This is a genomic window from Enterobacter sp. IF2SW-B1 (assembly GCF_001743375.1).
Lineage (GTDB): Bacteria > Pseudomonadota > Gammaproteobacteria > Enterobacterales > Enterobacteriaceae > Enterobacter > Enterobacter bugandensis.
The window spans coordinates 15,965-30,149 of sequence record NZ_MJAA01000011.1; the positions used below are offsets into that span (position 1 = coordinate 15,965).

Here is a 14,185-nt window from a genome sequence, read left to right on the forward strand (position 1 = left end):
TCTTTTCCCCATGTGGCGCAGGCTGATCTATCACCCGGAAGTTAACTACGCACTACGACAAACGCTGGTGCTGTGTCTTCCCGTGGCCGTGGGCCTGATCCTGGGACATCTTCAGCAGGGCCTGCTGTTTTCTCTCGTCCCCGCCTGCTGCAACATTGCCGGTCTGGACACGCCCCATAAACGCTTTTTCAAACGTCTGATAATTGGCGGCTCGCTGTTTGCTGGCTGTAGCCTCGCGGTGCAGCTTCTGCTGGCTCGCGATATTCCCCTGCCGCTGATCCTGACCGTGCTGGCGATGACCCTCGGCGTCACCGCCGAAATCAGCTCGCTCCATGCCCGGCTGCTTCCTGCGTCACTCATTGCGGCCATCTTCACCTTGAGCCTCGCCGGTAATATGCCCGTGTGGGAGCCGCTGCTGATCTACGCCCTCGGCACGCTGTGGTACGGGCTGTTTAACTGGTTCTGGTTCTGGCTGTGGCGGGAGCAGCCGCTGCGCGAATCTCTGAGCCTGCTCTACGTGCAGCTTGCGGATTACTGTGAAGCCAAATACACCCTGCTCACCCAGCATACGGATCCGGAAAAATCCTTACCGCCGCTGCTGACGCGCCAGCAAAAGGTGGTAGACCTGATAAGCCAATGCTATCAGCAGCTGCATATGCTCGCCGCCAACAAGAACCACGAGTACAAACGGCTGTTGCGCACCTTCCAGGTGGGGCTGGATCTTCAGGAGCATATCTCCGTTAGCCTTCACCACCCGCAGGAGGTGCAAAAGCTGGTTGAGCGCAGCCATGCCGAAGCGGTGATCCGCTGGAACGCGCAGACCGTCTCCGCGCGCCTGCGGGTGCTGGCCGATGATATTCTCTACCACCGCTACCCCACGCGCTTTAACATGGACAAACAGCTCGGCGCGCTGGAGAAAATCGCCCGTCAGCACCCGGATAACCCGGTCGGCCAGTTTGCCGCCTGGCACTTCAGCCGCATCGCCCGCGTGCTGCGCACCCAGCGCCCGCTTTATTCCCGTGACCTGATGGCGGATAAACAGAAACGTCTGCCGCTGCTGCCGGCGCTGAGAAGCTACCTGTCTCTGAAATCTTCCGCTCTGCGCAACGCTGCAAGGATTAGCGTCATGCTCAGTATCGCCAGCCTGATGGGCATGGCGCTGCATCTGCCGAAGCCCTACTGGATCTTAATGACCGTGCTGTTTGTTACCCAGAACGGCTATGGCGCCACGCGGGTGCGCATTCTGCACCGGGCAGGCGGCACGATGGCGGGGCTGATTATTGCGGGCATGACGCTGCATTTTCACGTGCCCGAAGGCTATACCCTGGCGGGCATGCTGGCGATCACCCTGGTAAGCTATCTAATCATTCGCAAAAACTACGGCTGGGCGATGGTGGGCTTTACGGTGACGGCGGTATATACCCTTCAGCTGCTGACGCTTAACGGCGAACAGTTCATCGTTGCCCGCCTGATCGACACGCTGATTGGCTGCCTGATCGCCTTTGGCGGCATGGTCTGGCTGTGGCCGCAGTGGCAGAGCGGGCTGCTGAGGCAGAACGCCCACGACGCGCTGGAGGCCGATCAGCAGGCCATTCGTCTGATCCTGAGCGACGACCCGCAGCCCTCCCCGCTGGCGTATCAGCGGATGAAGGTCAACCAGGCGCACAACGCCCTGTTTAACTCGCTCAACCAGGCGATGCAGGAGCCGGGCTTTAACTCACACTATCTGGCGGACATGAAGCTGTGGGTCACGCACAGCCAGTTTATCGTTGAGCACATCAATGCCATGACCACGCTGGCGCGCGAGCACACGATGCTGACTCCGGATCTGGCGCAGCGCTATTTGCAGTCCTGTGAAATTGCCCTGCAGCGCTGTCAGCAGCGTCTGGAGTATGACGCGCCGGGTGAGTCGGGGGATTCGAACATTCTGGAGGCACCGGAGACGCTGACCCACGGCCCGATGAGCACCCTGGAGCAGCATTTGCAGCGTATTCTCGGGCATCTGAACACCATGCATACCATTTCGTCGGTGGCATGGCGTCAGCGCCCGCATCACGGCATTTGGTTAACGCGGCGGTTAAAGCGAACCGAGTATTAGCCTTTTACGATCTTCTCGACCGCCGCGGCAAAGCGGGTTAACCCGTCTTCAATATCTTTCTCTTCCACCACCAGCGACGGCGCAAAGCGCATCACGTCAGGCCCGGCATTTAGCACCATCACCCCTTCGTGGGCGGCTGCGTGCAGGAAATCGCGCGCGCGGCCTTTGTACTGCGGCTTAAGCTCCGCACCAATCAGCAGCCCCATGCCGCGGATCTCGCTGAAGACGTCGTACTTATTGTTAATCTGCTGGAGATGCTGCACAAACAGCTCGCGCTTCGCGCTAACGCCGTTCAGCACCTCTGGCGTGTTGATGATGTCGAACGCGGCACCTGCCACGGCGCTCGCCAGCGGGTTACCGCCGTAGGTCGAGCCGTGAGACCCGACGTGGAACGCAGAGGCAATCTCCTGCGTCGTCAGTACCGCACTCACCGGAAAACCGCCGCCGAGCGCTTTCGCGCTGGTCAGAATATCCGGCGTCACGCCGTAGTGCATGTAGGCAAACAGCTCTCCGGTACGCCCCATCCCGCACTGCACTTCATCAAACACCAGTAGCGCCTGATGTTCGTCGCACAGTTCGCGCAGCCCTTTCAGGAATTCCGGGGTTGCCGCGGTCACGCCGCCTTCGCCCTGAATCGGCTCCACCACCACCGCGCAGGTGTGGTCGTCCATCACCGCTTTCACCGCGTGCAGATCGTTAAACGGCACGTGGATAATGTCGGCTGGTTTCGGACCGAAGCCGTCGGAATACTTCGGCTGGCCGCCAACGGAGACGGTAAAGAAAGAGCGTCCGTGGAAGGCGTTATGGAAGGCGATGATTTTAGTTTTGTACGGGCTATGGCGCGTGGTGGCGTAGTAGCGCGCCAGCTTAAAGGCGGTTTCGTTGGCTTCGGTGCCGGAGTTCATAAACAGCACGCGCTCGGCAAACGTGGCATCAATGATCTTGCGACCCAGGCGCAGCGCAGGTTCGTTGGTGAACACGTTGCTGGTGTGCCACAGGGTTTCGCCCTGGGTTTTCAGCGCGTCCACCAGCGCAGGATGGCAGTGGCCCAGCGCCGTGACCGCAATACCGCCCGCGAAATCCACATACTCCTTGCCCTGCTGATCCCAGACGCGGCTGCCTTTCCCCTTCACCGGGATAAACTCAGCCGGTGCATAAATCGGCAGAATCACTTCATCGAATGTCGCGCGGGTAATTGCTGGTTGTTCAGTTGCCATGTCATGCCCATCCATTTTATGTCACATTCATTGTGAAAATATAATCACAAAATATGCATAAAAACTCACAACAAGGCAACAAATATTCAGCGATTGAGGAAATTTGCCAGCAGTGCGTGCCCCTGCTCGCTGAGGATACTTTCAGGGTGGAACTGGACGCCTTCGAGATCCCACTCGCGGTGGCGAATCCCCATGATCTCCTGCGTATCGCTCCAGGCGGTCACGTCAAAGCAGTCGGGCAGCGTCGGTGGGTCAATCACCAGCGAATGGTAGCGCGTCACGGTTAACGGGTTATTGAGCCCTGTGAATACGCCCGTGCCGGTGTGGGTGACCGGCGAGGTTTTGCCGTGCATCACTTTCGCGGCACGCACGATGGTAGCCCCAAATGCCTGGGCAATCGCCTGATGACCGAGACAGACGCCCAGGATCGGCAGCCTGCCGGCATAGTGGTGAATAACCTCCAGAGAAATGCCCGATTCCGACGGCGTACACGGTCCCGGCGAAATGACGATTTTCTGCGGAGCCAGCGTCTCAATATCAGACAGGCTGAGTTCGTCGTTGCGGCGGACAACCACCTCTGCACCCAGTTCACAAAAATACTGGTAAAGGTTCCAGGTGAAGGAATCGTAGTTATCAATCAGCAGAATCATGGCGGCTCCCAAAAAAAATGCCGCCCTATTCTACTCAGATTCCCGCGCTTCGCTCACTACTTTGGCAAAGATAGCGCTCAGCGCGGTCAAATCTCCCGTGGCACCGCTTCGGTTCGCCGCCACCCACTGCTCGGGATCAATATCCCGCCAGTCCAGCGCGTAATTCGCGTGGATGGCCAGCTGCTCAAAGAAGACGCGCTGAGCTATGCCATTACCGCGCATAAAGGGATGCAGCATATTGATTTCACAGTAGTAATGGCTCACTTTTTCAACAAACGCCGCTTTTTCAAGACCCACAAGATACTTATCACTTTCCAGCGCTGCCATCAGTTCGTTACCCATCGTCTCGATGTACTCAAAATGGCAGAAGGGAATGTCACCCTTAAAAATATCGTCGGTACGGAATTCGCCTGCCTGCTTCATCTCTCTGTGATACAGATGGCGATGAATGAGGCACAGATGCGGTAGCCCGGGCGCTGAAGGCCCAAGCTCCAGCGTCTCAATGCCGGGCTCTGAAGGACCATTACCTTTTTCAAGGAGACAACTGGCCTGAAAATTGACGTTACGCTGTTGCTCCCAGAGACGGGATTTTTGCTTATCGGTGAGTTTTTTCACTTAACGCCTCCCTGAATAGTCCGTTTGCCACAAGTATAAGCAGCAAAACGCGCTTTCGCAGGGAGGGCTGAAAGACACGGGCAGGATATGCCCGTGTGGGAGAACGATTACGGCAGCACTTTCGCGGAGAGAATCACCACTGGCTTAGACGGCACATTCTGGTATGGACCGACATCGTGGGTCTGAACCTGAGAGATTTTGTCCGCCACGTCCATCCCTTTCACAATTTTACCGAAGACCGCATAGCCGAAGTCGCGCTGGCCGTGGTCGAGGAAAGCGTTATCCGCCACGTTGAGGAAGAACTGGCTGGTGGCGCTGTCTTTATCCGCCGTGCGCGCCATGGAGATGGTGCCGCGCTTGTTCAGCAGGCCGTTGTCCGCTTCGTTTTTGATGGGTGGGTTAGGCTGTTTCTGCTGCATCTGCTCGTTGAAGCCGCCGCCCTGAATCATGAAGCCAGGGATCACGCGGTGGAAGGTGGTGTTGTTATAGAAACCACTGTTCACATAGTCGAGGAAGTTTTTCACAGAAACCGGAGCTTTCTGGCTATTTAGTTCCAGCTCAATGTTCCCGGCAGAGGTGGTCAGCAGAACGTGAGGGTCCCCTTTGGCTGCCAGCGCAGCAGGGGAAACGGCAGAAAGAGCAAACACAGCTGCGACAGCCGCCAGTGTTGATTTGAGCATGAGAATTCCTTAACAAAGCGCAGTATAAAAAGCGAATGGCTTGATTCTAAAGAGCAGTATGAACCGAGACCAGCCTTTTACCTAATTTTACGAAATTGAAACAATTATTACTGCGCAAACGATTGGTTATACCGCCATTTAGTGTGACCTGGATCACACTAAAACCTGCAATGGCATATTCATTTCCCTTAAAAGATAGGAATAGATCACTTTAGCGACTAAAATCTGCCCGCTCTCAGCGCCCTTCCGGCGCTTTTCTTTTTCTGAACAGGCCAGACATGACTAACAGCAATCGCATCAAGCTCACATGGATAAGCTTCTTCTCCTACGCCCTGACCGGCGCGTTGGTGATCGTCACCGGGATGGTGATGGGAAATATCGCAGACTACTTCCAGCTGCCCGTTTCCAGCATGAGTAACACCTTCACCTTCCTCAACGCGGGGATCCTGATCTCAATTTTCCTGAATGCCTGGCTGATGGAAATCGTCCCGCTGAAAACCCAGCTGCGCTTCGGCTTCGTGCTGATGGTTGCCGCCGTGGCGGGCCTGATGTTGAGCCACAGCATCGCCCTGTTCTCCGCCGCCATGTTCGTGCTGGGCCTGGTCAGCGGGATCACGATGTCGATCGGTACGTTCCTTATTACGCACATGTATGAAGGCCGCCAGCGCGGCGCGCGCCTGCTGTTTACCGACTCCTTCTTCAGCATGGCCGGGATGATTTTCCCGATGGTCGCCGCGTATCTGCTCGCGCGCAGCATTGAATGGTACTGGGTATACGCCTGTATCGGTCTGGTCTATGTCGCGATCTTCATTCTGACCTTCGGCTGTGACTTCCCGGTGCTGGGCAAAAAAGCGCAGACCACCTCAGAGCCGGTGGCGAAGGAAAAATGGGGTATCGGCGTGCTGTTCCTCTCCATTGCCGCCCTGTGCTACATCCTCGGTCAGTTGGGCTTTATCTCGTGGGTACCTGAATACGCCAAAGGTCTGGGCATGAGCCTGAACGACGCGGGCAAACTGGTGAGCGATTTCTGGATGTCTTACATGTTCGGTATGTGGGCCTTTAGCTTCATCCTGCGCTTCTTCGACCTGCAACGTATTCTGACCGTCCTGGCGGGTCTGGCGACCGTGCTGATGTATCTGTTCATCAACGGTGCCCCGGAGCATATGCCATGGTTCATCCTGACCCTGGGCTTCTTCTCCAGCGCGATTTACACCTCAATCATCACCCTGGGCTCCCTGCAGACCAAAGTGGCTTCGCCAAAGCTGGTGAACTTCGTGCTGACCTGCGGCACCATCGGCACCATGCTGACCTTCGTGGTCACGGGCCCGATTGTGGCGCACAGCGGCCCGCTGGCCGCGCTGCACACCGCTAACGGTCTGTATGCCGTGGTGTTTATCATGTGTTTCATTCTGGGCTTCGTGACCCGTCACCGTCAGCACAATACGGCAACGGCTACCCACTAATCGTCAAAACCCCTTTGCGTTCTGCAAAGGGGTTTTACCCTGCTTACCCGCTCTGACTGCCGATTCGTAAAAACCCCGTCAAATTTGTGCGAAAAACAAGCAAGCACAAAAATCAAACAATATCCGTTACTTATAAAAAACCTGACAAATCATAGATATACCCACTAAGGGGTAGGTGAAGGCGTATTTGATTTGCATCAATAAGTGCCCCTGCTGAATCGTTAAGGTAGGCAGTAATAGAAAAGAAATCGAGGCAAAAATGAGCAAAGTCAGACTCGCTATCATCGGTAACGGCATGGTCGGCCACCGCTTTATTGAGGATCTTCTCGATAAAGCCGATGCTGACCAGTTCGATATTACCGTGTTCTGTGAAGAACCCCGCAAGGCGTACGACCGTGTGCACTTGTCTTCCTACTTCTCTCACCATACCGCCGAAGAGCTCTCTCTGGTGCGAGAAGGTTTCTACGAGAAGCATGGCGTAAAAGTGCTGGTGGGCGAACGCGCTATCACCATCAACCGTCAGGAGAAAGTGATCCACTCCAGCGCCGGGCGTACGGTTTTTTACGATAAGCTGATCATGGCGACTGGCTCGTATCCGTGGATCCCGCCGATTAAAGGGTCGGAAACCCAGGATTGCTTCGTTTACCGTACTATTGAAGACCTCAACGCCATTGAATCCTGCGCACGTCGAAGCAAACGCGGTGCGGTTGTTGGCGGTGGCCTGCTGGGCCTGGAAGCGGCAGGCGCGCTGAAAAACCTCGGCGTTGAAACCCACGTTATCGAATTTGCCCCGATGCTGATGGCGGAACAGCTGGACCACATGGGTGGCGACCAGCTGCGTCGTAAAATCGAAAGCATGGGTGTGAAGGTTCACACCAGCAAGAACACCAAAGAGATCGTGCAGGAAGGCACAGAGGCGCGTAAAACCATGCGCTTTGCCGACGGCAGCGAGCTGGAAGTGGACTTCATCGTCTTCTCCACCGGTATTCGTCCGCGCGACAAGCTCGCCACGCAGTGCGGCCTGGCGGTAGCGCAGCGCGGCGGGATCATGATTAACGATACCTGCCAGACCTCCGATCCGGATATCTACGCCATCGGCGAGTGCGCCAGCTGGAATAACCGGGTATACGGTCTGGTGGCGCCAGGATACAAAATGGCGCAGGTCGCCGTGGACCATATCCTCGGCAGCGAAAACGCCTTCACCGGCGCAGACATGAGCGCGAAGCTGAAGCTGCTGGGCGTGGATGTAGGCGGTATCGGCGATGCGCATGGCCGCACCCCGAACTCCCGCAGCTACGTCTATCTGGACGAAAGCAAAGAGGTCTACAAACGCCTTATCGTCAGCCAGGACAACAAAACCCTGCTCGGTGCGGTGCTGGTGGGCGATACCAGCGACTTCGGTAACCTGCTCCAGCTGGTGCTGAACGCCATTGAGCTGCCGGAAAACCCGGACGCGCTGATCCTGCCGGCGCACGCCTCCAGCGGTAAACCATCTATCGGCGTAGATAAACTGCCGGACAGCGCGCAGATTTGCTCCTGCTTCGACGTCACCAAAGGCATGCTGATCTCCGCCATCAACAAAGGCTGCCACACCGTTGCGGCGCTGAAGGCCGAAACCAAAGCCGGTACCGGCTGCGGCGGCTGTATTCCACTGGTGACTCAGGTGCTGAACGCTGAACTGGCGAAACAGGGCATCGAAGTGAACAACAACCTGTGCGAGCACTTCGCCTACTCTCGCCAGGAGCTGTACCATCTGATCCGCGTGGAAGGCATCAAGTCCTTCGACGAACTGCTGGAGAAACACGGCCAGGGTTACGGCTGTGAAGTGTGTAAGCCGACCGTCGGTTCTCTGCTCGCGTCCTGCTGGAATGAGTACGTGCTCAAACCAGAACACACGCCGCTGCAGGACACCAACGATAACTTCCTGGCGAACATCCAGAAAGACGGTACTTACTCCGTCATTCCGCGTTCCGCCGGTGGCGAAATCACCCCGGAAGGGCTGGTCGCCGTGGGCCGTATCGCCCGTGAGTTTAATCTGTACACCAAAATCACCGGTTCCCAGCGTATCGGCCTGTTTGGTGCGCAGAAAGACGATCTCCCGGAAATATGGCGTCAGCTGATTGAGGCGGGCTTCGAAACCGGTCACGCGTATGCCAAAGCGCTGCGCATGGCGAAAACCTGCGTGGGCAGCACCTGGTGCCGCTACGGCGTAGGCGACAGCGTGGGCTTCGGCGTCGAGCTGGAAAACCGCTACAAAGGCATCCGTACTCCGCACAAAATGAAGTTCGGCGTCTCCGGCTGTACCCGTGAATGTGCGGAAGCGCAGGGTAAAGACGTAGGGATCATCGCCACCGAGAAAGGCTGGAACCTGTACGTGTGCGGCAATGGCGGGATGAAACCACGCCACGCGGACCTGCTGGCGGCGGATCTCGATCGCGACACGCTGATCCAGTATCTCGACCGCTTCATGATGTTCTACATCCGTACCGCCGATAAGCTGACCCGTACCGCTTCCTGGCTGGATAATCTCGAAGGCGGTATCGACTACCTGAAGTCGGTCATCATTGATGACAAGCTGGGTCTGAACGAACAGCTGGAATCCGAGATGGCTCGCCTGCGCGAGGCGGTGATCTGCGAGTGGACCGAAACCGTCAACACCCCGGCGGCGCAGACGCGCTTCAAACACTTTATCAACAGCACCCAGCGCGACCCGAACGTGCAGGTAGTGCCGGAGCGCGAACAGCATCGTCCTGCAACCCCGTATGAACGCATTCCGGTGATGCAGGTGGAGGAAAACGCATGAGCCAGTGGGTAAACATCTGCAACATTAACGACATTCTGCCATCAACCGGCGTCTGTGCTTTGCTGGGTAACGAGCAGGTAGCTATTTTCCGCCCTCGCCACGATGAACAGGTCTTTGCCATCAGCAATATCGATCCGTTCTTTGAGGCCAGCGTGCTCTCCCGCGGTCTGATTGCTGAACACCAGGGTGAGCTGTGGGTCGCCAGCCCGCTGAAAAAGCAGCGTTTCCGCTTAACCGACGGGCACTGCATGGAAGATGAAAGCTTCTCCGTGAAGCACTACGACGCCCGCGTGAAGGACGGCAAGGTGCAGCTCAAAGCGTAACCCTCCGCTTTTCCAATAGGAAAGGCTTATGACCCCTTATGGGTAACGGCAGGAAAAACCGTATGTTCTGTACGATTCCTGCTGTTATCCTGACGTCAATTCTTACCCCCTCCTTGAATGCTGTGAGGTAACGTCGTGGACCACCTGCCGATTTTCTGTCAATTACGCCATCGCGACTGCCTGCTTGTGGGCGGCGGCGATGTGGCTGAACGCAAAGCGCGCCTGTTGCTGGAAGCCGGAGCCCGACTGACCGTCAATGCCCTCACCTTCGCTCCGCAGTTTGACGTCTGGGCTCAGGAAGGGATGCTCACGCTGGTGCAGGGGGAGTTTGATGAGTCCCTGCTGGATACCTGCTGGCTGACGATTGCCGCGACGGATGACGATGAAGTGAACCAGCGCGTCAGCGACGCCTGCGAAGCGCGCCGGATCTTCTGCAACGTGGTGGATGCGCCGAAAGAGGCCAGCTTTATCATGCCGTCGATTATCGATCGTTCACCGCTGATGATCGCGGTGTCTTCCGGCGGCCGCTCGCCCGTACTTGCCCGCCTGCTGCGGGAAAAACTGGAAGCTATTTTGCCGCAGCATCTCGGCCAGATAGCCCACTACGCCGGGCAGCTTCGCTCCCGCGTGAAGCAAACCTTCTCAACCGTGGGTGAGCGTCGTCGCTTCTGGGAGAAATTTTTCGTTAACGACAGGCTGGCGCAGTCGCTGGCGAATCAGGACGCGAAAGCTGTTGAAGAGACGACCGAGCAGCTGCTGAGCGAGCCGCTGGATCACCGAGGTGAAGTGGTGCTGGTCGGTGCTGGTCCGGGAGATGCGGGTTTACTGACCCTGAAAGGGCTCCAGCAGATCCAGCAGGCGGATATCGTGGTGTATGACCGCCTGGTCTCCGATGACATCATGAACCTGGTGCGCCGCGACGCCGACCGCGTCTTCGTCGGTAAACGGGCAGGCTACCACTGCGTGCCGCAGGAGGAGATTAATCAGATCCTGCTGAGTGAAGCGCAAAAGGGAAAACGCGTGGTGCGCCTTAAGGGCGGCGATCCGTTTATCTTTGGCCGCGGCGGCGAGGAGCTGGAAACCCTGTGCAATGCAGGCATTCCGTTCTCCGTGGTGCCGGGCATAACGGCGGCATCCGGCTGTTCAGCCTACTCTGGCATTCCGTTGACCCATCGCGACTACGCTCAAAGCGTGCGTCTGGTCACGGGCCACCTGAAAACCGGCAGCGAGCTGGACTGGCATAACCTGGCCGCTGAAAAGCAGACGCTGGTGTTCTACATGGGGCTGAACCAGGCCGCCACCATCCAGGCGAAACTGCTGGAACACGGTATGGAGGCTGATATGCCCGTTGCGCTGGTGGAAAACGGGACGTCAATCAAGCAGCGCGTGGTGAATGGCGCGCTGACGCAGCTCGGTGAGCTGGCGCAGCAGGTCGAAAGCCCGGCGCTGATTGTGGTGGGTCGCGTGGTTGAACTGCGCGATAAGCTGAACTGGTTCTCGAATCACTAACGCATATTCTCCCCCCTTCGAGTAGTCCTTAAGCGGACTACTCCCTTCATACCTCAGTCGATAACATACCGCTCGCATAGTGGAACTTTTCCATTTATTCCCTCGTGTTACATCCAATTTAAGATTTTTAGACAAGGAATGCGTATGTTCAAGCTGGCAAAGGCCGCCGTTCTGGTTGGCCTGTTATCGACTCTGACCGCCTGTACCGGTCACGTTCAAAATACTAAAAATAACTGCAGCTACGATTACCTGCTGCACCCGGCGATCTCCATTTCGAAGATCATCGGCGGTTGCGGCCCGGCGGCACAGCAGTAAGCGTTTTTCAGGCGTAAAAAAACCGGGGATTTCCCGGTTTTTTTATTGAGTCCGTATTTGTCGGGTGGCGGCTTAAGGTTTCGCCACAAACCCAATCGCCTCGTACACCGCTTTCAGGGTTTCGGACGCGCGCGCGCTGGCTTTTTCCGCGCCGTCTTTCATCACCTTCTGCAGGAAAGCTTCGTCGTTACGGTAGCGATTGTAGCGCTCCTGCAGCTCGGTCAGCATGCCGGAAACGGCCTCTGCCACTTCACCCTTCAGGTGGCCGTACATCTTGCCTTCGAAGTGTTTTTCCAGCTCGGGAATGCTCTGGCCGGTCACGCCGGAGAGAATGTCCAGCAGGTTGGAGACGCCCGCTTTGTTCTGCACGTCGTAGCGCACCACAGGCGGCTCGTCGGAGTCGGTGACCGCGCGCTTGAGCTTTTTCACCACCGATTTCGGATCCTCCAGCAGGCCGATAACGTTGTTGCGGTTATCGTCAGACTTGGACATCTTCTTGGTTGGCTCCAGCAGCGACATCACGCGCGCGCCGGATTTCGGAATAAACGGCTCTGGCACTTTGAATACGTCGCCGTAAAGCGCGTTAAAGCGCTGGGCGATATCGCGGCTCAGCTCCAGGTGCTGCTTCTGGTCTTCACCCACCGGCACCTGGTTGGTCTGGTACAGCAGGATGTCGGCCGCCATCAGCACCGGATAGTCGAACAGGCCAGCGTTGATGTTTTCAGAGTAGCGGGCAGACTTATCCTTGAACTGGGTCATGCGGCTCAGCTCGCCGAAATAGGTATAGCAGTTCAGCGCCCAGCCCAGCTGCGCATGCTCCGGCACGTGAGACTGAACGAAAATGGTGCTCTTTTCAGGATCGATACCGCAGGCCAGATAGAGGGCCAGGGTGTCCAGGGTGGCTTTGCGCAGCTTCTCAGGATCCTGACGCGCGGTGATAGCATGCAAATCTACGATGCAGTAAATGCAATGGTAGTCATCCTGCATGCTGACCCACTGACGCAACGCACCCATGTAGTTACCAATGGTCAATTCACCTGAAGGCTGTGCGCCACTAAAAACGATGGGCTTAGTCATTATTCAATTCCTGATGTTCACTGTGCGAAAGCCCGAGTGCGGGCAACAAATCTTTGAAGTGGTCGAACACAACATCCGGCTCACTCAGCGTAATGGCCTCACCGTAGTTGTAGCCATAGGTTAAACCGACGGAAGGACACCCAGCCGCTCGGGCAGCCAGAATATCATTACGCGAATCCCCGACAAAGAGCAGCTCCGCAGGCGTTAAGGATAATTTTCCTGCCACCAGCAATAGCGGCTCCGGATGCGGCTTTTTGTTCTGCACGTCATCCCCGCCTACAATCACGGAGAAATATTTCGCGATATTGAGCGCTTCCAGCAGCGGCGCAACAAACGGCGTCGGCTTGTTGGTCACCAGTCCCAGCGGGATGCCTTTCGCGTGCAGCGCGCTCAGGGTTTCCTGGACGTCCGGGAAAAGGAAGCTCCCCTCCTCGACGGTCTCTTCGTAGAAGCGATCGAACAGCTTGCGCAGAATACGCAGCTGCTCATCCTGCGGGATATCGGCGTGATCGACGCTTGGTTTCCCCTGCGCGGAACGCTGCGATGCGCGTTCCTGACGAGCCCACGTCAACGCGCGCTCCATCAGGACATCGGCACCGTTGCCAATCCATGTAATCACACGATCTTCGCCCGCAACGGGCAGTTCCAGTGCATACAGCGCCTGATCGACGGCGCTCGTTAAGCCCGGCGCGCTGTCCACCAGCGTGCCGTCGAGGTCGAATGCCACACCCCGAATTGCCTGCAATTTATCCATGACTTACCTTCGCCAGCTCGCGGCGCATTTCATCAATGACTTTTTTGTAATCCGGTTGGTCGAAAATTGCCGAACCTGCAACGAACATATCCGCGCCCGCTGCCGCAATTTCGCCAATATTATTCACTTTCACACCGCCGTCCACTTCCAGACGAATATCATAGCCAGACTCGTCAATGCGACGGCGCACTTCGCGCAGCTTATCCAGCGTGTGAGGGATGAACGACTGGCCGCCAAAGCCCGGGTTAACGGACATCAGCAAAATCACGTCCAGCTTGTCCATCACGTAATCGAGATAGCTCAACGGTGTTGCCGGGTTAAACACCAGCCCCGCCTTACAGCCGTTCTCTTTGATCAGCTGCAGCGTGCGGTCAACGTGCTCGGAGGCTTCCGGATGGAAAGTGATAATGCTGGCGCCCGCTGCGGCGAAGTCAGGCACGATGCGGTCGACAGGCTTCACCATCAGGTGAACGTCGATCGGTGCGGTAATACCGTAGTTACGCAGGGCCTTGAGCACCATCGGACCGATGGTCAGATTGGGAACGTAGTGGTTATCCATAACGTCGAAATGGACGACATCTGCGCCAGCTGCGAGAGCTTCCGCCGTGTCTTCACCCAGGCGGGCAAAATCGGCCGACAGAATTGAGGGGGCAATCAAAAACTGTTTCATCCGCATCTCCT

At 56.9% G+C, this 14,185-nt stretch carries 13 protein-coding genes; 6 read left to right on the forward strand and 7 right to left on the reverse strand.

Features of this window, described 5'->3' with window-relative positions:
* Nucleotides 1–10: 10 nt before the first annotated feature.
* On the forward strand, nucleotides 11–2,098 hold the full coding sequence (locus tag A6013_RS19780; RefSeq protein ID WP_069733627.1) for a YccS/YhfK family putative transporter: 2,088 nt from the start codon (nucleotides 11–13) through the stop codon (nucleotides 2,096–2,098).
* Here A6013_RS19780 and A6013_RS19785 read toward each other — a convergent pair.
* The 4 genes from A6013_RS19785 to ppiA all read right to left on the reverse strand — a co-directional run bounded on the left by A6013_RS19785 (nucleotide 2,095) and on the right by ppiA (nucleotide 5,260).
* Nucleotides 2,095–3,315, reverse strand: a complete 1,221-nt coding sequence (locus A6013_RS19785) for an aspartate aminotransferase family protein (RefSeq protein WP_175437393.1) — start codon at nucleotides 3,313–3,315, stop codon at nucleotides 2,095–2,097. The genes A6013_RS19780 and A6013_RS19785 overlap by 4 nt on opposite strands.
* 86 nt (nucleotides 3,316–3,401) lie before the next feature.
* Complete coding sequence (pabA, locus tag A6013_RS19790; RefSeq protein ID WP_028014649.1) at nucleotides 3,402–3,965, reverse strand: aminodeoxychorismate synthase component 2; 564 nt, start codon at nucleotides 3,963–3,965, stop codon at nucleotides 3,402–3,404.
* A 30-nt stretch (nucleotides 3,966–3,995) separates the two neighbouring features.
* Nucleotides 3,996–4,580 (reverse strand): putative adenosine monophosphate-protein transferase Fic, encoded by a 585-nt coding sequence (locus tag A6013_RS19795; protein ID WP_028014650.1) that lies wholly within the window; start codon nucleotides 4,578–4,580, stop codon nucleotides 3,996–3,998.
* A 107-nt stretch (nucleotides 4,581–4,687) separates the two neighbouring features.
* Entirely contained in the window at nucleotides 4,688–5,260 is a 573-nt protein-coding gene (gene ppiA, locus A6013_RS19800; RefSeq protein ID WP_032644556.1) for a peptidylprolyl isomerase A, read from the reverse strand.
* A 278-nt stretch (nucleotides 5,261–5,538) separates the two neighbouring features.
* Between ppiA and tsgA the strand changes: the two genes are divergently transcribed.
* From tsgA to A6013_RS19825, 5 genes are all read left to right on the forward strand, one after another.
* Entirely contained in the window at nucleotides 5,539–6,723 is a 1,185-nt protein-coding gene (tsgA, locus tag A6013_RS19805) for an MFS transporter TsgA (protein ID WP_045259345.1), read from the forward strand.
* A gap of 259 nt (nucleotides 6,724–6,982) precedes the next feature.
* Nucleotides 6,983–9,526, forward strand: coding sequence for a nitrite reductase large subunit NirB (gene nirB, locus A6013_RS19810; protein WP_069733629.1), 2,544 nt, complete (start codon nucleotides 6,983–6,985; stop codon nucleotides 9,524–9,526).
* On the forward strand, nucleotides 9,523–9,849 hold the full coding sequence (gene nirD / locus A6013_RS19815; RefSeq protein ID WP_028014654.1) for a nitrite reductase small subunit NirD: 327 nt from the start codon (nucleotides 9,523–9,525) through the stop codon (nucleotides 9,847–9,849). The genes nirB and nirD overlap by 4 nt, the downstream gene beginning before the upstream one ends.
* Before the next feature lie 135 nt (nucleotides 9,850–9,984).
* Entirely contained in the window at nucleotides 9,985–11,358 is a 1,374-nt protein-coding gene (gene cysG, locus A6013_RS19820; protein WP_069733630.1) for a siroheme synthase CysG, read from the forward strand.
* 144 nt (nucleotides 11,359–11,502) lie between these two features.
* Nucleotides 11,503–11,673, forward strand: a complete 171-nt coding sequence (locus A6013_RS19825; RefSeq protein WP_008503029.1) for a YhfL family protein — start codon at nucleotides 11,503–11,505, stop codon at nucleotides 11,671–11,673.
* Nucleotides 11,674–11,745: 72 nt separating this feature from the next.
* Here A6013_RS19825 and trpS read toward each other — a convergent pair whose 3' ends face one another.
* The 3 genes from trpS to rpe are packed head-to-tail and all read right to left on the reverse strand — an operon-like array spanning nucleotide 11,746 to nucleotide 14,174.
* Nucleotides 11,746–12,750, reverse strand: a complete 1,005-nt coding sequence (gene trpS, locus A6013_RS19830) for a tryptophan--tRNA ligase (RefSeq protein WP_028014657.1) — start codon at nucleotides 12,748–12,750, stop codon at nucleotides 11,746–11,748.
* Nucleotides 12,743–13,504 carry a phosphoglycolate phosphatase gene (gph, locus tag A6013_RS19835; RefSeq protein WP_028014658.1) on the reverse strand — a complete coding sequence of 254 codons (762 nt, stop codon included), beginning with the start codon at nucleotides 13,502–13,504 and terminating at the stop codon, nucleotides 12,743–12,745. Before gph ends, trpS begins: the two co-directional genes overlap by 8 nt.
* Complete coding sequence (gene rpe, locus A6013_RS19840) at nucleotides 13,497–14,174, reverse strand: ribulose-phosphate 3-epimerase (protein WP_023333698.1); 678 nt, start codon at nucleotides 14,172–14,174, stop codon at nucleotides 13,497–13,499. Before rpe ends, gph begins: the two co-directional genes overlap by 8 nt.
* Nucleotides 14,175–14,185: the final 11 nt, after the last annotated feature.